The 19,878-nt window shown below is 69.3% G+C and carries 17 protein-coding genes; 6 read left to right on the forward strand and 11 right to left on the reverse strand.

Going from position 1 to position 19,878, the window contains the following annotated elements; all coding sequences use genetic code 11:
• Positions 1-249: 249 nt before the first annotated feature.
• The 3 genes from BLU79_RS42245 to BLU79_RS42250 form a co-directional block, all read right to left on the reverse strand.
• The gene (locus BLU79_RS42245; RefSeq protein WP_256333679.1) at positions 250-1,491 is read right to left on the reverse strand and encodes an FAD-dependent monooxygenase; all 1,242 of its coding nucleotides are present in this window, start codon (positions 1,489-1,491) and stop codon (positions 250-252) included.
• 242 nt (positions 1,492-1,733) lie between these two features.
• Positions 1,734-1,880: a hypothetical protein gene (locus BLU79_RS47665; protein WP_305657784.1), complete on the reverse strand. Its 147-nt coding sequence runs from the start codon at positions 1,878-1,880 to the stop codon at positions 1,734-1,736.
• 32 nt (positions 1,881-1,912) lie between these two features.
• On the reverse strand, positions 1,913-2,854 hold the full coding sequence (locus tag BLU79_RS42250; protein ID WP_093911359.1) for an alpha/beta fold hydrolase: 942 nt from the start codon (positions 2,852-2,854) through the stop codon (positions 1,913-1,915).
• A 295-nt stretch (positions 2,855-3,149) separates the two neighbouring features.
• Between BLU79_RS42250 and BLU79_RS50170 the strand changes: the two genes are divergently transcribed.
• From BLU79_RS50170 to BLU79_RS42260, 4 genes are read left to right on the forward strand one after another with little or no spacing between them, the layout of a single operon-like run.
• Positions 3,150-3,509 carry a TetR/AcrR family transcriptional regulator gene (locus BLU79_RS50170; protein ID WP_371132050.1) on the forward strand — a complete coding sequence of 120 codons (360 nt, stop codon included), beginning with the start codon at positions 3,150-3,152 and terminating at the stop codon, positions 3,507-3,509.
• Positions 3,506-3,829 carry a TetR family transcriptional regulator C-terminal domain-containing protein gene (locus BLU79_RS50175; protein ID WP_371132051.1) on the forward strand — a complete coding sequence of 108 codons (324 nt, stop codon included), beginning with the start codon at positions 3,506-3,508 and terminating at the stop codon, positions 3,827-3,829. The genes BLU79_RS50170 and BLU79_RS50175 overlap by 4 nt, the downstream gene beginning before the upstream one ends.
• A complete protein-coding gene (locus tag BLU79_RS49530) occupies positions 3,826-4,095 on the forward strand; it encodes a hypothetical protein (protein WP_256333680.1) in 270 nt (89 codons plus the stop codon). Before BLU79_RS50175 ends, BLU79_RS49530 begins: the two co-directional genes overlap by 4 nt.
• A gap of 33 nt (positions 4,096-4,128) precedes the next feature.
• Positions 4,129-5,109: a major royal jelly family protein gene (locus BLU79_RS42260; protein WP_256333681.1), complete on the forward strand. Its 981-nt coding sequence runs from the start codon at positions 4,129-4,131 to the stop codon at positions 5,107-5,109.
• A gap of 304 nt (positions 5,110-5,413) precedes the next feature.
• Here the strand turns inward: BLU79_RS42260 and BLU79_RS42265 are convergent, their stop codons facing one another.
• The 4 genes from BLU79_RS42265 to BLU79_RS42280 form a co-directional block, all read right to left on the reverse strand.
• Positions 5,414-6,886 carry an ATP-binding protein gene (locus BLU79_RS42265; RefSeq protein WP_093911360.1) on the reverse strand — a complete coding sequence of 491 codons (1,473 nt, stop codon included), beginning with the start codon at positions 6,884-6,886 and terminating at the stop codon, positions 5,414-5,416.
• Positions 6,883-8,559 (reverse strand): FAD-dependent oxidoreductase, encoded by a 1,677-nt coding sequence (locus BLU79_RS42270; protein WP_093911361.1) that lies wholly within the window; start codon positions 8,557-8,559, stop codon positions 6,883-6,885. Before BLU79_RS42270 ends, BLU79_RS42265 begins: the two co-directional genes overlap by 4 nt.
• 29 nt (positions 8,560-8,588) lie before the next feature.
• On the reverse strand, positions 8,589-9,431 hold the full coding sequence (locus tag BLU79_RS42275) for an alpha/beta fold hydrolase (RefSeq protein WP_093911362.1): 843 nt from the start codon (positions 9,429-9,431) through the stop codon (positions 8,589-8,591).
• A 107-nt stretch (positions 9,432-9,538) separates the two neighbouring features.
• Positions 9,539-10,354, reverse strand: coding sequence for an oxidoreductase (locus BLU79_RS42280; RefSeq protein WP_037753619.1), 816 nt, complete (start codon positions 10,352-10,354; stop codon positions 9,539-9,541).
• Between the two features lie 203 nt (positions 10,355-10,557).
• Between BLU79_RS42280 and BLU79_RS42285 the strand changes: the two genes are divergently transcribed.
• A complete protein-coding gene (locus tag BLU79_RS42285) occupies positions 10,558-11,181 on the forward strand; it encodes a TetR/AcrR family transcriptional regulator (RefSeq protein WP_177001397.1) in 624 nt (207 codons plus the stop codon).
• Positions 11,182-11,388: 207 nt separating this feature from the next.
• On the opposite strand, the gene BLU79_RS42290 is transcribed toward BLU79_RS42285, so the two are convergent.
• Complete coding sequence (locus tag BLU79_RS42290) at positions 11,389-12,372, reverse strand: DNA polymerase Y family protein (RefSeq protein ID WP_093911363.1); 984 nt, start codon at positions 12,370-12,372, stop codon at positions 11,389-11,391.
• On the reverse strand, positions 12,369-15,821 hold the full coding sequence (locus BLU79_RS42295) for a DNA polymerase III subunit alpha (RefSeq protein ID WP_093911364.1): 3,453 nt from the start codon (positions 15,819-15,821) through the stop codon (positions 12,369-12,371). Before BLU79_RS42295 ends, BLU79_RS42290 begins: the two co-directional genes overlap by 4 nt.
• Positions 15,822-16,100: 279 nt before the next feature.
• On the opposite strand from BLU79_RS42295, the gene BLU79_RS42300 reads away from it, so the two are divergent.
• Entirely contained in the window at positions 16,101-17,183 is a 1,083-nt protein-coding gene (locus BLU79_RS42300; RefSeq protein WP_093911365.1) for a DUF3533 domain-containing protein, read from the forward strand.
• Between the two features lie 313 nt (positions 17,184-17,496).
• Here the strand turns inward: BLU79_RS42300 and BLU79_RS42305 are convergent, their stop codons facing one another.
• Positions 17,497-18,579 (reverse strand): S1 family peptidase, encoded by a 1,083-nt coding sequence (locus tag BLU79_RS42305; protein ID WP_093911366.1) that lies wholly within the window; start codon positions 18,577-18,579, stop codon positions 17,497-17,499.
• Positions 18,580-18,855: 276 nt separating this feature from the next.
• A complete protein-coding gene (locus BLU79_RS42310; protein WP_093911367.1) occupies positions 18,856-19,755 on the reverse strand; it encodes a slipin family protein in 900 nt (299 codons plus the stop codon).
• Positions 19,756-19,878 lie beyond the last annotated feature (123 nt).

Consider the following 19,878-nt stretch of genomic DNA (forward strand, 5'->3'; position numbering starts at 1 on the left):
GCCCGCATCCAGTCGAGTTGCTCCACCGCATGCACGGTGCCGCCGGGCTTGAACTGCACGGTCAGTCGCCGAACGCCTCGCCGCCAGCAGACGGTGACACTTCGGGTGAACCCCGATGTACCGGACAACAGCCTATTCTCCGGTACATGACCCTCCCGGCCATCCCCGCGACCTGCGTCCGAGCATTCGTTCGACGAAGTTGCGGGCCCAGACGACCCCGCTCTCCCGCTCGTATTCGAGGAACTCCACTCACGCTGCAGCGGCGGCGATATCCAGGCTTTTCATCCGCGCACTCTTGGTCCTCGTCTTGGCGAGCAGTCGGCCGGCGATCGGCAGCCGGCCGAGGCGGATCATCACGGACCGAAGCAGCAACTCGGCACGGTTGCCTGGGGTGAGGAAACCGCGCATGCTCACACCGCTGCCGAGGTGGTGGTCGATGAACGGGCGCAGGTGGTCCTCCCAGTCCTGCAGCGCTCGTGGCACGTCGTGCGGGTGGCGTTCCAGCATGGTGCCGAGCAGGTCCGCCCCGGCCAGGCCGGTGGATGCCCCCATGCCGGAGTAAAGGGTCAGGCACCACGCGGCGTCGCCGACGAGCACGACTCGGCCGCGGTGCCAGTGGTCGAGGTGCACCTGCTCGGCGGAGTCGAACAGGTGGTCCGGGGCCTTCTCGAACTGGTCGAGCAGCCAACCGAGCGTGGAGCCGGTGGGCTCGGCGCCGTAGGCGGCGCGCAGCGAGTCGATGGCCGGCCGGGTGAACTCGGCGTCCACGTCGTCGGTGCGGTAGGAGAACAGCACCGACGGCGGACGGTCGGCGAACGGGAACACCCACACCGATCGGCCCGCCTCGGCCATGGTCAGCCCGTCCTGTAGGCGGTAGCCGGGTATCGGCTCGGGCAGGCTGTACACGGCGATCATGTAGTTCAGCCGACGGATCGGGCTCCGCTCGGGCTCGAACACAAGCCGGCGCACCGTCGAGCGCAGTCCGTCTGCCCCGACCACCAGGTCGAACCGTTCGACGGTCGTCGTCTCCGTCGTCAGGTCGCGGATCTCGACGTCCACCCCGTCGGGGTACTGGTCCAGCGCGATCGGCACGGTCGAGTACCGGATCTCGACCTCGTCGGGCAGGGCGGTGAAGGCCGCGTCTTCGATGTCGCCCCGCACCGTCAGTCGAGACCCGGGGAACACATCGGCGTAGCTCACACCGCGGCGGCGTCGGCCCGTGCGGTCGACGTCGTAGCTCACGCTTTCCGGAGCGACGCGATTCGACACCGCATCGGCGAAGCCCAGCCGCTCGGCGGCGGCGAGCCCGGTCCCGAACAGGGCGATGAAGTATCCGCCGCGGCGCCGCTCGGGAGCCTTCTCCAGCACCACCACGTCCCAGCCCGCACGATGCAGTCGCAGCGCGGAGGCGGTCCCGCTGATCCCGAGGCCGACGACCAGGGCCCGCTGTCGCGATGCCGTGTTCTTGTCCATGGGATTGCGTTCCGTCATTGTCGTGTCCTTCATCTGATTGGGTTGGTCGGCTGTTCAGGAAGCCGAGGATGTGGAGTCGTCGAGGCGGGCGAGGACGTCGAGGAGTGTGGCGTTGACCTCGGCGGGACGCTCCTGCTGCTTGCTGGGCATGACCGATCCCGTCTGGAAACTGATCGATTTCCAGACGGGAAAGCAGGTCGGTTTCCTCGCTGGCGAAGGTGAGGCGAGCGGTGACGGGCCGAGATCTCAGGGCTTCAAGATCATTCGGTGGCCCCTTGTGGGCTTACCTCGGCGATCCCCTGGAGGGCCGCGTCGGTGTCCGCGGTGGCCGGCATCCTGTTGATGCCGGCGCCGGCCGCTGCGGAGGCCCCGACCTGGGCGACCAGATCGGTGGCGTTGCCGGCCACCCACACACCCGCGGAGCCGGCCGTTCGGCCTTTCAGGTGCGCGCGGACGTCTGCAGGAAAAGCTCCAGCAGTGCCAGCAGCGTCTCGGGAGCGTCCTCGGTCGGGAAGTGGCCGGCGCCCGGGATCTCGACCATGGGTGCGTCGGGGTAGGCCAGATGGAACGATGGGATCACGTACTGGGGCAGCAGTGCGGTGTCCCGCATCCCGACCGCCAGCATTGCCGGCACGGCGCGCAGCGCGGCGACGGCTTCCATGGGCGGCGGGCCGGGCGGCGGGCCCTGCGGGCCCTCCAGGACCTGCCGGGGGAACGCGATGACACCGCGGCACTCAGCCGGGGTCGAAAAGGGGCTGGAGTACGCGCGGATCCAGGTCGGCGTGGCGATCTCCGGTCGGGCGACATGTTGCAGGTCGATCATCAGCTGAGCGATGGTGTGACCCGCCCGTCCGAGGATCTGCTCGAACGAACCGTCCGCGAGCGCCGACTGGGCCCACCGGAACCACCGGCTCTCGGCGCCGTTGGCCATCATCAGATCGCCGATGCCCTCGGCGAGAGGCAGCACGGTGTTCACCGCGAAGATCCGGGAGATCCGGCCGGGATTACGCAATGCGAACCCGGCGCCGATGGGGCCGCCCCAGTCACGGACCACCAGGGTGATGTCCGTGAGGTCGAGCGTGTCGACGAGCAACGATTCGAGATTCAGGATGTGTTCGCTCGCGTCGTACGTGCGGTCCTGCGGTGTCTCGCTCTTGCCGAAGCCCATGTGGTCGGGAACGACCACCCGATGGTGACGCGACAGCGGCCCGATCAGGTGGCGCCACTCGTAGCCCCACGTGGGCTCGCCATGCAGCATGACGATCGTCTGACCGGGCCGCTCGGGGCCCTCGTCGACATAATGCTGACGGAAGCCGGCAGCCTCATTGAAACGGGCGGGATACGGCCACGTGCCGTCGAACGTCTCGTCAGCAGCAATCACGGGACATCGTGCCTTCCGGTGCAGTGTTGTCCGTACTGACCGCGGTCATGAGGTCCTCCGAAGTATTTGGTTCTGAAGCAGCCTTCATCGGCTGGCTCGTTCTTGCACCGAGCTGCGTGCGACGCCCTGAACGTCATGAATTCAACGTCCAAGTCGCCTTCGCGGCGCACCGGTCCTGCAAGCCCGGACCAAGCCTGTCCGGTGAGCTCAGGATGGTTGTGTACTGAATAGTCAGGAACCTAGATGGTTCTGTACTGACTTGTCAAGAAGGGTGGGACGGCTTTCCCTTCGGTGTATGGCCAGACCACGAAGCTTCGACCCCGACCACGTCCTGCATGCCGCCGAGCGGCAGTTCCGCACCTCGGGCTACAACGGCACGAGCGTCGACGACATCAGCGCCGCCACCGGCCTGGGCCGCGGCAGCCTCTACGCCGCGTTCGACGGCAAACACGGCGTGCTGCTGCAGGCCATGGCCAGCTACTTCGCCCGGCTGGGGCAGTTTGCGCCCAAGGCCCTCGCCGGACCGGACGAAGGCGCCGCGTCCTGGAACGACTGCACGCCTACCTGCTCCGCGCCGTCCACGGGGTGCCACTCGCCGCCGACGTACCCCCCGCCCCCGACCGGACGGCCGCAGCCTGCTTCGCCGCCAAGATGACCCTGGAGATCGGCGCCTCCGACCCCGAAGTGCAACGCCTGGCCAACGACTGCTTCGCCGCGGTCGCGACAGCGGTGGCCGAATGCGCGCGAGCGGCGCAGCGCAACGGCGACATCGACCCCGACGCCGATCCCGACGACCTCGCGTACCTTCTGCTGACCATCATCCGAGGCATCGATGTCGTAGGCGCATACGGCCACAGCCCCGACCGCCCGACCTCGATCGCAGAGAGCGCGTTCGCCCTGCTGCCTCGCCACCGCCACCGCCGAGAAGGCGCCGTGCCTTCCAGCGACTTGACCCAGCAGGAGACGCTCGCATGAAAGGACGTACATTCCTCGGCGCGACCACCGCGTCGCTGGCCGCCACCCAACTCGCCGGGCCCGCCTACGCCGCCGCCGGTTCAACCGCCGGTCAGCGCACGGTCGTCGCCCGCTTCTGGGGCTCGATGCCGACGAGTGTCACCGTCTCACGCCACGGCCGTATCTTCGTCAACTTCCGCCGCTGGGGCCACGACGTCCCGTTCACCGTCGCCGAACTGCGGCAAGGGAAGCCGGTGGCGTACCCCAACGCCGAGGTGAACCGCTAGGACGCCTCCGACCTGGCCGGGCACTTCCAGTCGGTGCAGAGCGTCGTCGTCGACCCGGCCGACCGGCTATGGATCCTCGACACCGGAAACCCGCTGTTCGCCGGGTCCTCCTACGGCGGCCCGAAGCTCGTGGCGGTCGACCTGCGCACCGACCGGATCGTACGGAAGCTCCTCTTCCCGCCCGAGGTGGTGCCGTCGAACAGCTACCCCAACGACGTGTGCTTCGACCTGCGGCGCGGCGCCGAGGGCATGGCGTTCATCACCGACTCGGGCGGCTCGAACGGCGTGATCGTGGTCGACCTCGCCACAGGCCGCTCCTGGCGGCGGCTGACCGGGCATCCCTCAGTGCTCCCCGACGAGCAGTTCCTTCCCATCATCGAGGGCGAACCCCTCATGATCCGCCCCGCGGACGGCGAACCCACCTACTACGAGACCGGCTCCGACGGCATCGCTCTCAGCGCCGACGGCCAGCGCCTCTCCTACTCCCCCCTGTCCAGCCGCCGGCTGCACAGCGTGTCCACCGACGCCCTCGCCGACCCGGACGCCACGGACGCCGAGGCGGCGGCGACGGTCGAGGACCTCGGATTCAAGCCGATGGCCGACGGTCTGGAGAGCGACGACAAGGGACGGCTCTACGGCGGCGACCTGGAACACAACTCCATCTGGCGCAGGAATCCGGACGGCACCTACCGCACCCTCGCCCAGGGCACCGACCTCATCTGGGTCGACACCCTGTCCGTCGCCTCGGACCGGCACCTGTACGCCACGGCCAACCAGCTCAACCGGATGTCGCTCTTCCACGAGGCGAGGATCTGCGCCGCAAGCCCTATCTCCTGGTCCGCCTGCCGATCGACGCCGGACCGGTCAGGCTCATGTGACCCTTCCAGCCCGCGTCACGTGACTGCCTGGTCGCTGTCCCGGTGCGCACCCGGCCGGGCAGCGGTCGGCCTCGTCCCGGGCCAGGACCCGCTCAGGGTAGGGCCTGATGTTGCAGTGCGGGGCGATGGGGAGTGAGCCTTTTCCATCCTCAGCCTGAGCTGGCCGGCCTCGGGCGTCAGGTGACGCTGGTAGGGAGGCTCCGGACGGGGCTGCGCTGGGTGCTGTTGTCGATGCGCCGGTCCGGCTCGGTGCGCGCAGCCAGCCCCTGCCGGTGTAGCCGAGCTCGGCCTCCGACAGTACCCACGTCTTGCACACCCCGGCGATGAGCACGGCACGGGTTTCGCGGATATGGGGCCAGCCCAGCACACCGGCGAGACGGGTCAGCGCCTCGTCCCGGCCCCGCAGGGCGGGACGCTGGGGTCGATGGCGGTGCCCTTGGTCATGAGGGCTCCTGGGCCGGGTCCGGGACGGTATCGGGCTCGGTGGCGGTGAGGGGGAGCAGCACCTGGAAGCGGGTGTCGCCGGGTACGGACTCGACTTTCAGGTCACCGTGGTGCTTGTTGACGACGATCCGCCAGGAGATGTCGAGCCCCAGCCCGGTGCCCTCGCCCACCGGTTTGGTGGTGAAGAACGGGTCGAAGATCCGGCCGCGGATCTCGGCCGGCACTCCCGGGCCCGTGTCGCGGAACTCCACCAGCAGCCGGTCGTGCACCAGAGCGGTGCGTACGGTCAACGTCCCTTCGCCGCCCGCGCCCTTGATGGCGGAGACGGCGTTGTCGATCAGGTTGGTCCACACCTGGTTCAGTTCGGCCGGGTAGGCCGGAATCCTCGGCACCGAACGGTCGTACTCCTTCACGACCTTGACCTGGGGACCGATCTTGCCCGACAGCATCAGCAGCGTGCTGTCGAGGAGTTCGTGGACATCGGCGACCTGGTAGGGCGCGCGATCCAACTGCGAGTACTGCTTGGCGGCGTCGACGAGGTGCGAGATACGGGTGGTGGAGTCCTCGATCTCGGACATCAACAGCTCGGTCTCGACCGTGTAGGTGAGCCACCCGATGGCACTCTGCAGGATCTCCTGCTCATCGACGGCCGCCGCGATCTGCTCCAGCCAGTCGACGTCGAGACCGCCCTGCACGAAGATCGGCGCGATCTGCCAGCCGTTCTGGACACCGTGGTCGTCGAGCCAGTCGGCGAGTTCGTCCTCCCGGTCGGACGCTTCGAGCGGGCTCAGTGCCGGCGCCTTGGAGACCCGCTCGGCCGTACGCTCCTGGAGATCGACCAGGGCCTTCAGGGCGTCGCCGTGGTAAGGGCCCGAGGCGATGGCGCTGAGCTTGTTGCGCATGTGCGCGACCCGGTCCCTGAGCGCCGAGGTGGCCCGTACGGCCGCCGCGGCCGGGTTGTTGAGCTCATGGGTGAGACCCGCGGACAACGAGCCCAGCGCGAGCAGCCGTTCGCGCTGCCCGACGGCCCGCTGAAAGGTCTGCGAACCGAGGGTGAGCCCCTCCAGGAGATGGACCGCCATCGGAAACCACTCGTGGATCAAGTTCGCGAACGATTCGGCGGGCAGGACGAAGAACCGCGTCGGCTCCGACACCCGCAACGAGTTCATGTACCGCTGCGGTTTTCCGTCCCCGAGGTACGCCATCACGGCCCCCGCGTACACCCCTGGCTGGGACGTGCGGCTCACCTCGATGTCGTCGTCGCCCACCCGGCGCGACATGACGACCGTGCCTTCGATCATCACGTAGAAGTAGGTCGCCGGGTCACCTTCGGTGAACACCGGCCCGGGGTCGAACAGTTCGATCCGTCCCTCGCTGCACAGCCTGCCGAGCTGCTCGGAGTTCAGCTTCTCGAAGAGGAACAGCGAGCTGATCTCCGCCGCGCTGCACGGCATCAGCCGCCCGCTCACGACTGCTCCAGATACCGGTGGACGAGCATCACGGCCATGGCTCCCTCTCCGACGGCGGACGCGACCCGCTTCGCGGACTCCGCGCGCGCGTCCCCGGCGACGAACACGCCGGGGATGTTGGTCTCCAGGTGGTATGGCGGCCGGTCCAGCTCCCAGTCCGCCGGTGGCCGCCCGCCGGCGGTCAGATCGGGCCCGGCGAGGATGAACCCGCGCTCGTCCCGCAACACCGTACCCTCCAGCCAGTCGGTCAGCGGGGCCGCGCCGATGAACACGAACAGCCACTGCGCGTCGACCAGTTCGGTCTCCCCGCTCGTCGTGTCGCGCAACGTCAGCTGTTCCAGGTGGCCGTCGCCGTGCGCGGCCTCGACGACCGTGTGGGCCCGCACCGAGATGTTCGGCGACTCGGCGATCTGCTGGATCAGGTAGTGCGACATCGACGCGGTGAGGTCCGCTCCGCGCACCAGCAGGGTGACCGACTTGGCGCCCCTGGACAGGTACATCGCCGCCTGCCCGGCCGAGTTGGCGCCGCCGACGATGTACACGTCGTGGCCCTGGCAGGCGGCGGCCTCGGTGAGCGCGGACCCGTAGAACACCCCGCGGCCCGACAACTCGTCGGCACCCGGCGCCTCCAGCCGCCGGTACGACACACCGGTCGCCAGGATCACGCTGTGCGCCGCGATCGCCGACCCGTCCGCGAACCGTACGAGCCGCGCCGCCCCGCTGCTGTCCAGACCGGTCACCTCCCGTGCGGAGAGGATCTCGGCGCCGAACTTCGTGGCCTGGCGTCGCGCCCGGTCGGTGAGCTGGCCGCCGGACACCCCGTCCGGGAAGCCCAGATAGTTCTCGATCCGCGAACTCTGCCCGGCCTGCCCGCCGGTCGCCGACCGCTCCACGAGCACCGTACGCAGGCCCTCCGAGGCCCCGTACACGGCCGCGCCCAGCCCGGCCGGCCCGCCGCCGATGACGACCAGGTCGTAGAAGTCGGCCGTGGGTGTCGTCGCCAGTCCCACGTGCGCGGCCAGTTCGGGCACCTCCGGCTCGACGAGCGCCGAACCGTCCGCCGTGATCACCACCGGCAGCCGCTGCCCGTCCTGCCCGGCCGCCGCGAGCAGCCGCTGCCCCTCGGGCTCGTCCGTGGAGTACCAGCGGTACGGCACCTGGTTGCGGGCCAGGAACTCCCGTACGTCCGACGAGCGGGCCGACCACCGGTGACCGACGACCTTGGTGCTCGGCACCGGCCGGAAGTCACTGCACCGCCAGGCCTCCAGCAGATCGTCGAGCACCGGGTAGAGCTTCTCCTCCGGCGGGTCCCACGGCTTGAGGAGGTAGTGGTCGAGGTCGACGACGTTGATCGCGTCGATCGCCGCGTTCGAGTCCGCGTACGCGGTCAGCAGCACGCGCCGGGCGCCCGGATACACGTCCATGGCCTGTTCGAGGAACTCGATGCCGTTCATCTGGGGCATCCGGTAGTCGGCCAGGATCACCGCGACCAGATCACCGCGCAGCTTCAGCTCCCGCAGCGCCTCCAGCGCGGACTCGCCGGACTCCGCGCGCACGATCCGGTACGACTTGCCGTAGCGCCGTCGCAGGTCACGGGCGACGGCCCGGGACACCCCGGGATCGTCGTCCACGGTCATGATGACGGTCCGCGCAGCGTCCGGGGCCTGTGCCATACGTCCCCCACTCCGAGTGATGTGATCCGCTACTTGACCCATGCCGCGATCCGTTCCGCGATCGCCTCGGGGGCCTCGATGTGCAGGAAGTGACCGACGTCGGGGACGACCTCCAGCGCGTGCGGGGCGGCGAACCGATGTCGGTCGTCGACCTTCGGGGGGAGGAAGCAGCCGTCGTCGGCACCGTAAAGCTGCAGCAGGGGCACCGCGATCGGCTGAGACAGGCGGCGCGTCGCCCCAATCATGCTGGGTCGCAGCATCGCCCGGTAGTACTTCAGAGGCGCGGGCATGCTCGCCCGCAGGTGCTCGTGCAGCTCCGCCTGGAGAGCTGGATCGAGTGAGAGGCTGGGCGACCACTGACGCCAGAGGCGGTCGATGAAGGCGAGATCGCGGGCGGTGGCCACCCAGCCGCTTCCCGGCAGTTGAAAGAGCCCCATGTACCAGATCCGGCGTAGCTGAGCGAGGCGCGGCCGACTCAGGAACGTGATGGGGTGGGGGACTGCGAGCGTGACCGCGCGTTCGATCCGCTCCGGCGCGGTGACGACGGCATCGTATGTGATCAGGGCGCCCCAGTCGTGGCCGACCAACTCCACGGCTCGCCCGGGAGACCAGCGGTCGATCAGCGCGAGCACGTCGCCGGTGAGGGATGCGAAGTCGAACGGTCCCGCGGTCGGGGACGGCGCGTAACCGCGAAGCCAGGGTGCGAGGACGTGACGTCCGCGGCGGCCGAGCTCGGCGAGGAAGGGCTTCGCGGTCGGCGGATGGTCCGGGAAGCCGTGCAGGACGAGCGTCGGTTGACCATCGGGGTCACCACCCTGCAGCGCGTGAAAGGTGCCGTGTGGCAGGTCGAAGGTGACGTGTTCGAATTCCATGGGTGTCAGCCATTTCCAGGAGCGGTCGGACGAGAGAGGCTGATGCCGGCTTCAGTGTCTCTGGTTTTGGACATGTGCGTCTTTTTTGGGCGCCGGGTGTAGCGGGGTCAGCCGGCCAGTCGGTTGAGCTTGCGGATTTGTTGGTCGAAGGCGCGCGAGGGCACGATCCGGCGCAGGAGGCTGACACGTCTGGCCATCGGGCCGGCGGTGTACCGAAGCTTGGGCTTGGAATCGGTGGCGGCCGCGACGATCACCTTCGCGACAACGTCCGGGTGGTCGGCGTTGCGCACGGCCGTGGCCAGCACGTCCCGGGAGACCTGCCGCTGTGCGGCGTAGACCGGCAGGGGCGAGTCGGGTGCCATGCTGCTCGCCTCGAAACTCGTGTTTGTGTAGGCCGGCTCGACCAGCAGCATCCGCACGCCGTGCTCACGAAGCTCGTGGTCGACGGACTCGGAGTAGCCCTCGACCGCGTGCTTGGTGGCGGCGTAGACGGCCATGAAGGGGGCTGGGATCAGGCCGAGTACCGACGCGACGTTGACCACGCGGCCACTGCGCTGGGCGCGCATGTGGGGCAGCACTGCGTTGGTCATCCGCATCAGGCCGAAGACGTTGATGTCGAAGACCTCCTTGGCCTGGTCGATCGAGCTCTCCTCGCCGGCGCCGACCGCGCCCACGCCTGCGTTGTTGACCAGGACGTCGATCCGGCCGAACCGATCGATCACCTCCCCGACCAGGGAGCGGACCGATTCGTCGCTGGCCACGTCGAGATCGAGGAACGTCACGCCGGCGATCGGCTTGGCGTTCGCCGCGTTGCGGCTCGTGCCGACCACCGCGAAGCCGGCGCCCACGAGGGCGAGCGCAGCCGCCCGCCCAATCCCGGAGGAGGCACCCGTCACGAGGGCCACTGGGGAAGCTGTCTGCATGGTGGTTCCTTCGGTTGTGGACATGACTTCGTCGTGCCCTGTGTGGGGTCGCCTGTGCTCAGGTCGACACGGTCGCACCGGTCCTGCAAGCCCGGACCAAGCCTGTCCGGTGAGCTCAGGATGGTTGTGTACTGAATAGTCAGGAACCTAGATGGTTCTGTACTGACTTGTCAAGAAGGCTGGGACGGCTTTACCTTCGGTGTATGGCCAGACCACGAAGCTTCGACCCCGACCACGTCCTGCACGCCGCCGAGCGGCAGTTCCGCACCTCGGGCTACAACGGCACGAGCGTCGACGACATCAGCACCGCCACCGGCCTGGGCCGCGGCAGCCTCTACGCCGCGTTCGACGGCAAACACGGCGTGCTGCTGCAGGCCATGACCGGCTACTTCGCCCGGCTGGCGCAGGGTCCGCGGAAGATGCTCGCCGGACCGGACGAGGGCGCCCTGGAACGACTGCACGCCTACCTGCTCCGCGCCGTCCACGGGGTGCCACTCGCCGCCGACGTACCCCCCGCCCCCGACCGGACGGCGGCGGCCTGCTTCGCCGCCAAAATGGCCCTGGAGATCGGCGCCTCCGACCCCGAGGTGCAACGCCTGGCGAACGACTGCTTCGCCGTAGTCCGGACGGCGGTGGCCGAGTGTGTGCGAGCGGCCCAGCGCAACGGCGACATCGACCCCGACGCGGACCCCGACGACCTCGCCTACCTCCTGCTGACCATCATCCGCGGGACCGATGTCGTAGGCGCGTACGGCCACAGCCCCGACCGCCTGACCTCGATCGCAGAGAGCGCGTTCGCCCTGCTGCCTCGCCCCCGCCACCGCTGAGAAGGGCACGGCAGGCCTCGTTGCACAGGCATCTGATGCGGTCTGCCCACTTCGACGCCGCGGAGGCACGGCCCATAGGTTCGCGCGCCGCCGGGCGGTCGCCTGGGCGGCTGGCCGAAGAACTGCGCCTGCATCTAGTCGAGTTGCTCCACCACATGCGCGGTGTCGCCGGGCTTGAACTGCACGGTCAGTCGCGGTTTCGCGGTGTTAGCGGTCAGCCAGAGCGGCTGGACGCACAGCCTCTGCCCCGAAGCGTCGACGGGCACGGTCGGCGGCGGCTTCGGCTGCGCGGGCACGAGCGTCACTGGGATCCAGAGAAAGCTGACGGTAGGCGTCACCGGCCGGCAGCAGGTCGTCAGCGCGGAGCGCGAAGGCACGGACTCTCGCTCGCTGCAGCCCGAGGCCGGTCAGCAGACCCAGTGCGGCGGTTACGAAGGCGGGTGAGTGGTTGGTGGGTTCCGGCAATGTGCGCGTACGCGTGGTGGAACTGCGGTCGGCGTAGCGCACGGTGAGAGTGAGCCGGCCGGCGATCTGGCTTTCGCCGCGGAGGCGTTGGCCGATCTGGTCGGCGAGTCCCAGGACGGCTCGGTGATGCTGCACCGGATCGAGGCAGTCCCGTTCCAGCACGAGGTCGGCGATCAGATGCGCCGTCGGCTCCGACGGAACGACTGGGCGGGGGTCATGGCCACGGGCGCGTTCGGCCAGCAGACGGGCAGGGCCTGCGCCGAGAAGTCGTTGCAGGGTTGCCGCGGGCAGGTCGATGACTTGCCCGATGGTGTGCAGGCCGTATCTGCTGAGCGTCTCCGCCGTGGCACGGCCGATTCCGGGCAGCGCGGTGACCGGTCGCGGATACAGCCAGTCGGCCACTTGCCCGGCAGGAACCCAGGTGGCGTCACCCGGTGCGGACGCGTCGGCCGCCATGGCCGCCAGCATTCGGTTGCCGGCGAGACCGGCGCTGCTGTCGATGCCGTAGAGAGCCTTCAGCCTCATCTTCGCCAGCTGGACCATGTCGTAGGGGGACAGGTCGAAGTATCTGAGCGCCGAGGTCAGGTCGAGCTGGACGGCGCCCGGCGGGACGGCCTGGACATGAGGCGTCACCCCAGACATCAATTCGATTATGTCGCCGTACTGATCCTCGGTCAGCGAGGCGTGCAGGTGGAGGTGGGCGATGTGCCGCTGACGTGTGCTCATCCCGCGCTCCCTGGACTTCGGTGACCGAACTTCTTCAGGTCGGCGGAACGGGTGCCGGCAGGCTGGAGATCGGCATACGGATGCAGCCGTGCGCCCGCGGTGCCGTCGACCAGGGTGCGCTGCGACTGGGCGGGGGTCGGATGCGGACGCCTCTCGCCGAGGAGGGCGAGCGCGGCCTCGGGACCGTTGTCCCGGCGGGCGGCGGCGATCTCGTCCAGATCCCAGGCCATGGAGCCGACGACGGTACGGCGGGTACCACGCACCTGGACCGTGCCGCGCACCAGCAGCAGCCCGCTGTGGAACACCGTGTGCGCGCAGGCCGGATGGGAGTCCTCGAAGAAGGCCAGGTCGACCAGCCCGGACCCGTCCTCCAGCGTGACGAAGATGATCCGCTTGCCGCTCGCGATCGGCGGCGTCTGGGTCGAGGCCCGCACCCCGGCCACGAGCACCTGCTGACCGGCCCGCATCCCGGCCAAGTGCGCTGCGTCGGTCGCACCGATCTCCCGCAGCAGCCGGTGATGGTGCTCCATCAGATGCTTGGAGACATCGATGCCAAGGGTGCTCAACTCGGCGCTCAGCGCCTCCCGCCCGGTCATCTCCGGCAGCCCGCTCGGCTCCGCCCCGCCAACCGCACCCGCAACGATGGGCAGTTGGCCCTCGTGCGCGGACCGGTTCCGGGACTGCCGGTGCAACTCCGCGATCTGGAGCAGCAGATCACGCCGGGTGAGCCGGCCGTCGTGCAAGCAGTTCAGGGCACCGATCTCCGCCAGCCGCTCGGCGACCGGCCTGCTGGGACGGGCCCGCTGCCAGAAGTCCGACAGCGATCCGTACGGCTGCCCCTCCTCGATCCGCGCACACTCACCCTCACTGATGCCGTGCACCGCGGACAACGCGAGCCGTACGCCCCACTGCTCCCCGTCGGCCTTCTCCACGGTGTGCCGCACCCGGGAGCGGTTGATGTCGACCGGCAGGACCTGCACACCACCCCGCCGGGCGTCGGCGACGAGCACACGCTTGGGCCACATCCCGGGATCGTGTTCGAGCAGACCCGCCAACAGGAACGCCGGATGGTGCGCCTTGAGCCAGGCACTCTGCAGAGCAGGTACGGCGAAGGCGACCGCATGCGCGCGGCAGAAGCCGTACGCCCCGAAGGCCTCGACCGTCTTCCAGACCTCCTCCCGCACGACCGCGCTGTAGCCACGCGCGCGTGCCCGCTCGTGGAACCAGTCCCTGATCCTGGGCAGTTGCTCCTTGTCGCCGAGGGCCCGCCGGGTGATCTCCGCGAAGGCCCGGTCGCAGCCGGTCATCACATGCAGCGTCTCGATGATCTGCTCGTGCCAGATGGTCACGCCGTAGGTGTCGGCGAGCACCGGCTCCAGATCCGGGTGCGCGTACGACGGCGTGCCGCCATGGCGCGCGGCGATATAGCGCTCGGGCATACCGCCGGCGACCGGACCGGGCCGGAAGAGACTGATGTCGGCGATGACGTCCTGCACGTCGCGCGGCTGCAGCCGGGACAGCAGGTCCTGCTGACCGGGCGACTCCAGCTGGAACAGGCCCAGGGTCTGGCTCTCCTGGATGAGCTTGAACGCGAAGACGTCGTCCAGCGGCACCTGTCGCCGGTCGTCCAGGTCGATGCGGTTGCCGGTGGTCCGTTCGATCTCGGCGACGGCATGGGCCATCGCGGACTGCATCCGCACCCCCAGCACATCGAGCTTGATGTTGCCCAACGCCTCGATCTCCTCCTTCGCGGCCATGGCCATGGGGTAGTCGCCCTGCGGGGTGGGCTGCACCGGCAGCCGGTCCAGGAGGGTGGCGTCGCTGATGACCACGCCGCAGGGGTGCATGGCCATGCCGTGGACCAGGGAGTCGAGGCCCTCGGCGAGCTCCCACAAGGGCCCGTACCGGCCCGCCTCGCCCGCCAACTGCCGCAGCTCGGGCAGCTCGGCGAGCGCGCCGGTGATGTCGGCGGCCCTCAGGTGCGGGAAGCTCTTGGCGATCCGGTCGACCTCCGCCGGCGCGATCCCCAGCGCAAGACCGGTGTCGCGCAGGGCCCGGCGCGCCCGATAGGTCTCGGGCATCGCGGTGACCGCCACCCGCTCCTTCCCGAACCGTTCGAAGATCGTGTCGTAGCACTCCAGCCGACGGGCCGACTCCACGTCGATGTCGATGTCGGGCAACGACTCCCGGCGCCTGCTCAGGAACCGTTCGAACAGCAGACGGTGGTCGAGCGGGTTGGCGGTGGCGATGTCCAGCGCGTGACAGACCATCGACCCGGCGCCGGAGCCGCGGGCCGCGACCCGGATGCCCTTGGCCCGGATGTCGGCCACGACCTGGCCGATGGCGAGGAAGTACGCGTCGTAGTTCCAGTGCGAGATGACGCCGAGTTCCTCGTCCAGCCGGTCGAGTGCCGCTCGGTCGCGGTCGAGGCCGCGTCGGACCAGGCCTTCTTCGCACCTCAGGCGCAGCAGTCGGGCCGCACCACCCGCTCCCGGCTCGGCGCCGAAGAGCGACGGTTCCGGGAGGTGCGGTGTGCCGAGGCCGAGGTCCGCTCGGGGGTCGACGGTGCACGCGGTCGCCGTAGCAGCCGTGTCCGCCATCAGGCGCCGCGCCCGCCGGACATCCCCTCCCGCACACTCGGCAACCATCCGCGCGACGACCGCCATCCCCCGCTCGCCCTTGAGCCAGCGCTGCCCACTGTCCAGGCGGCGCCGGTCGATCGGTCGCAGCAGCCGCGCGGCGTCCAGGACATCGGCAAGTCTGTGTTGCCCGGGGTCGGCGTAGCGGACGGCGTTGGAGAGCACGGCGGGGGTGCGGGTGTGATCGGCCAGGGCCAGCGTCCGGGCGGCCAGCCGAAGCGATCCCGCCCCTGTGCCGAAACGTTTCTGCGCAACAACCTCCAGCCTGACCCCCCTCCCGAAGATCTCCTTCCAGGGCGCCAGCAGCTTCACCGCGACATCCTCCCGCCCCACCGACAACGCCCGCACCGGCTCCGAGAGCGGCCCGAGCAGCACCGTCAGCCCAGGGCCGCCGTACGCGCGCAGCGCCTCCCACGGCACCACCGGCGGCGTACCGGACAAGGCACCGACATGAGCGGCCGACGTGATGCGGCACAGCCGCGCCCACCCCGCCCGGTCCTCGGCGAGCAGCACGAACCGCAACGGCGGCTCGACGACATGCGCACCACCGCGCACCGGCGTACGGCGGCGCCGGCCGGGCGGCGGGGGCGCAAGGGCCTCCACCGCCAGATCGACACCGAAGACCGGCCGAACCCCTTCCTTCGCACAGGCCCGCGCGAACCGCACAGCCCCGGTGACCGTGTCCCGGTCGGTGAGCGCGAGCGCCGCCATACCCCGCTCGGCCGCCCGCCGGGCGAGCTGCTCGGGATGGGAGGCGCCGTAGCGGGCGGAGTAACCGGACGCGACGTGCACGTGGGCGAAACCCTCCATGCCGCACCTCCATCACTCCACCCCTTTTCGGCCACATGCCCGATAAATCCATCGTACGCTCGTTCGATTACTCTAACCTCATCAACCCCGGTCAGCGACCCACATTCGAACACATCATCGATTCTCAGGGAGGCGACCAGCGGCCAGAACAAGCCCACCCCGCCAGTTCCCCGACCAGCCGCGGCAGTTGAGGGAAACGCACCGAACAGAACATCCGTACGGCATCCATTCGGCCGCCCCCCACCTGCACAAACAGCACAGCCCCCGGACCGTGGGGGCATGACGCAGACCACCGGCGCCGACACTCCCCACAGCCCCTTCCTCGCCGAAGTGAAGGACGCGGTCACTCCACGAGCCACCCTGCTCGTGACCGGCGTGGTGATCCTCCACCTGCTCTTCATCGCCTCCTATGTGGGCGCACTCCACGACCCGAAACCCAAGGACGTGCCCTTCGGGGTCGTGGCCCCCCAGGCCGCCGCCCAGCAGACGGTGACCCGACTGCAGAACCTCCCCGGCGACCCGCTGACCCCACGCGCACTGCCCGACACGGCGACGGCCCGCGAACAGATCCTGAACCGCGACATCGACGGCGCCCTGCTGATCGACCCGACAGGCACCACCGACACCCTCCTGGTCGCCACCGGGGGCGGCAGGGTGCTGGCCGCCACCCTGGAGAACCTCGTCACCACCCTGGAGAAGTCCGAGGCACGCACCCTCCGCACCATCGACGTGGCCCCGGCCGACCGACAGGACGCCAACGGACTCTCGTCCTTCTACGTGACCGTCGGCTGGTGCGTGGGCGGCTATCTGTGTGCGTCGATCATGACGATCAGCTCCGGCGCCGGCCGCCCCACTCCCAGACGCTCGGTGATCCGGCTCGCCGCCATGGCCCTGGTCGCGATCGTCGGCGGCCTCGGCGGCGCCCTGATCGTGGGCCCGATCCTCAACGCCCTCCCGGGCAGCATCACCGCACTCTGGGGCCTCGGCGCCCTGATCATCTTCGCGGTCGGCGCGGCGACGCTCGCCTTCCAGGCCATCTTCGGCATGGCCGGCATCGGCCTGGTCATCCTGATCATCGTCATCCTGGGCAACCCGAGCGCGGGCGGCGCCCTCCCACCCCCACTGCTCCCACCGTTCTGGAGAGACATCGGCCCCGCACTACCGCCGGGCGCGGGAACATGGGCGACACGCTCGATCGCCTACTTCAACAGCAACGACATGACCGCATCACTGCTGGTGCTCTCGGCATGGGCGGTCGCAGGAATCGCAGTCACCCTCCTGGCGACGTCGCTGAGAACAGGCGGCCGCACGACCAAGACACCGCAGGCGAACAAGGCGCCGCAGCCGACCAAGACGCCGTAAAGGCGCGGAGGTACGCACCCGCACCCGCGTACGGCGGCAAGCGGACGTGCCGGGGGGTGTCCGCCCGCAGCGGCGGGCGTCAAGAAACACCACCTTCTCCCCCACCTCAACCGCCCGACCGAGGACGGACACCCCCCGGCGCGGCCCCGACCCACAACGCACCGCCGGGCGCTACGCGAACCCCCGCCGAACCCGCACATGCGCCGCAGGCACAGACGCGCACCCCCACCAAACCCGCACGACGACCGACCCCGCACACACGAAAGTCCCGCCCCTCACACAAGGGGCGGGACTCCATAAAAGCGACGAACCGTCAGCCGATCTCGGTACCCGTGGCCGACAGCGCCTCGGTCACCGGCTGGAAGAACGTCTCCCCACCGGAGGTGCAGTCACCGCTGCCACCCGAGGTGAGGCCGATCGCCTTGTCGCCGGAGAACAGCGAGCCGCCACTGTCGCCGGGCTCGGCGCAGACGTCGGTCTGGATCAGCCCGTTGACGATGTCACCGTTGCCGTAGTTCACGGTGGCGTCCAGCCCGGTGACCGTACCGTCGTGCACCTGGGTGGTGGACCCGCTCCGGGTGACCTCCATGCCGACGGTGGCCTCGGCGGCCCCGCTGATGGCCTGCGAGGACCCGTTGTAGAGGTTGACCTCGCTCGGGTGGTCCACCTCCGCGGTGTACTTGACCAGCCCGTAGTCGTTGTCCGGGAAGCTGGACACCTCGTTGGTGCCGATCTCGGTGCCGCTGGAGTCCGACCAGGTCGTGATGCCCTCGGTGCAGTGCCCGGCGGTCAGGAAGAACGGCTCCCCGCCCTTGACGACGTTGAAGCCGAGCGAGCAACGCCCACCGTCACCGGTGATCGCGTCACCACCCGCGACGAAGGGCTTGAACTCCCCCTTCGTCCGCTTGAGTTCGGCCTTGGCGCCGAGACCGTCGACGACCTCGGTCAGCTTGGCCAGCTCGCCCTTGGAGACCGTACGGTCCGCGGTGACGACGACCTTGTTGGTCGTGGGGTCGGTCGCCCACGAGGTACCGGGAATGGTCGCGTCCGCCTTGAGCGTCGTACGCGCGCTCTTCAGCTCGGCGAGCGAGTTCTCGACGACCCGGGCCTTGGCGCCGGCCGCCTCGACGGCGTCGGCGGCGGCCTCGTCGAGGACGTTCACCACAAGGCTCTTGGCCTGCGCGTCGTAGTAGGTACCCGCGGCATCGGCGCCGAGGTCCTTGGCGAGCGTCGAGGCGAGCTTTCCGGCCGCGCCGACCGAAAGGGTCTTGAGCGAGGGCGCCTCGGGCGTTTCACTCGCGTTCGCAGTCTGCAAGGTCACTCCCGCGGCCACCAGTGCGGCGATGCCCGCACCTGCCACGGCTGCACGCCGCTTGGGTATGCGTCGGTGCTTCAACTTACGTCCTCCTGTGGGGGGTCGGTCCGAGAGGTTGTGGGGACCTCGCCGGACCGGAAGGCGTACGGCCACGGAGGCGGCGCACAACAAATGCCGCGCCCCGGCCGGTTGAACAACGCTCACTATTCCGAGGCCCCTGGGAGCGCACAAGGTCGACTTCCGGACGCGCGTAGAACACGGTTGCACGCCCCCGCCACCTTGACCGTGCACAGTCACACGGGGCCTCTTCGCACAGCAAACACTGCAAGCGAGCGAACCATACGCAGCGCGTGAGGTCTACTCCTGTCTTGAAATCGACCCTTCCGAATCCGAATTCAAGCGCGGCTCAAGCGGCGGAAGTTCCTCCTGCACGGCCCGGGACTCGACGGACGGCGCCCGCTGGGCACCGGCGTCGACACCGGCCTCCCCCGTCGGCCCCTGCGCCCCTTTCTCCAGAAACCGCAACAACTCCACCGGAATCGGAAGCACCAACGTGGAGTTCTTCTCGGCCGCCACCGCCATCACCGTCTGCAGCAACCGCAACTGCAGTGCCGCCGGCGCATCGGCCATCTGATGCGCCGCCTCCGCCAGCTTCTTGGAGGCCTGAAGCTCCGCATCGGCGTTGATCACCCGCGCCCGCCGCTCCCGGTCCGCCTCGGCCTGCCGGGCCATCGACCGCTTCATGGTCTCGGGCAGCGACACATCCTTGATCTCCACCCGGTCGATGGTCACGCCCCACTCCACGGCCGGGCTGTCGATCATCAACTCCAGCCCCTGGTTGAGCATTTCGCGGTTGGACAACAGATCATCCAGCTCGCTCTTGCCGATGATGGACCGCAACGACGTCTGCGCCATCTGCGAGACCGCGAACCGGTAGTCCTCCACCCGCACGACCGCCTCGGCCGGCCCGGTCACCTTGAAGTAGACGACGGCGTCGACCCGCACGGTGACGTTGTCCCGGGTGATGCCCTCCTGCGCCGGCACGGGCATCGTCACGATCTGCATGTTCACTTTGCGCAGTTTGTCGACACCCGGAACGATCATGGTGAACCCGGGCCCGCGCACCTCGGACCGGAGCTTCCCGAGGCGGAAGACCACGCCCCGTTCGTACTGCTTGACGACCCGCGCGGCCGCCGCCACATACACCACACCGGCGGTCGCGAGCGTCGCTCCCGCCGCCACCAGCTCCTCGACCATCACGACCCCCGGGGTCCGAAGTGGGCGCGCATCAGGGTTTCTTGGTGCCTGCCTCGACGGTAACCCCGCACTCCGGACAAAGGGGAGCCCCCGCACGCGGTGCGTGCGGGGGCTCAGGATGCC

It is taken from the genome of Streptomyces sp. cf386 (genome assembly GCF_900103585.1).
Lineage (GTDB): Bacteria > Actinomycetota > Actinomycetes > Streptomycetales > Streptomycetaceae > Streptomyces.

Coding starts and splice junctions, on each gene's coding strand:
- BLU79_RS42270 (WP_093911361.1), bottom strand. CDS start 8,559: ATGGCACAGGCCCCGGACGCTGCGCGGACCGTCATCATGACCGTGGAC.
- BLU79_RS42285 (WP_177001397.1), top strand. CDS start 10,558: ATGGCCAGACCACGAAGCTTCGACCCCGACCACGTCCTGCACGCCGCC.
- BLU79_RS42295 (WP_093911364.1), bottom strand. CDS start 15,821: ATGGAGGGTTTCGCCCACGTGCACGTCGCGTCCGGTTACTCCGCCCGC.
- BLU79_RS42280 (WP_037753619.1), bottom strand. CDS start 10,354: ATGCAGACAGCTTCCCCAGTGGCCCTCGTGACGGGTGCCTCCTCCGGG.
- BLU79_RS49530 (WP_256333680.1), top strand. CDS start 3,826: ATGAAAGGACGTACATTCCTCGGCGCGACCACCGCGTCGCTGGCCGCC.
- BLU79_RS50175 (WP_371132051.1), top strand. CDS start 3,506: ATGACCCTGGAGATCGGCGCCTCCGACCCCGAAGTGCAACGCCTGGCC.
- BLU79_RS42275 (WP_093911362.1), bottom strand. CDS start 9,431: ATGGAATTCGAACACGTCACCTTCGACCTGCCACACGGCACCTTTCAC.
- BLU79_RS42300 (WP_093911365.1), top strand. CDS start 16,101: ATGACGCAGACCACCGGCGCCGACACTCCCCACAGCCCCTTCCTCGCC.
- BLU79_RS42290 (WP_093911363.1), bottom strand. CDS start 12,372: ATGAGCACACGTCAGCGGCACATCGCCCACCTCCACCTGCACGCCTCG.
- BLU79_RS50170 (WP_371132050.1), top strand. CDS start 3,150: ATGGCCAGACCACGAAGCTTCGACCCCGACCACGTCCTGCATGCCGCC.
- BLU79_RS42245 (WP_256333679.1), bottom strand. CDS start 1,491: ATGACGGAACGCAATCCCATGGACAAGAACACGGCATCGCGACAGCGG.
- BLU79_RS42310 (WP_093911367.1), bottom strand. CDS start 19,755: ATGGTCGAGGAGCTGGTGGCGGCGGGAGCGACGCTCGCGACCGCCGGT.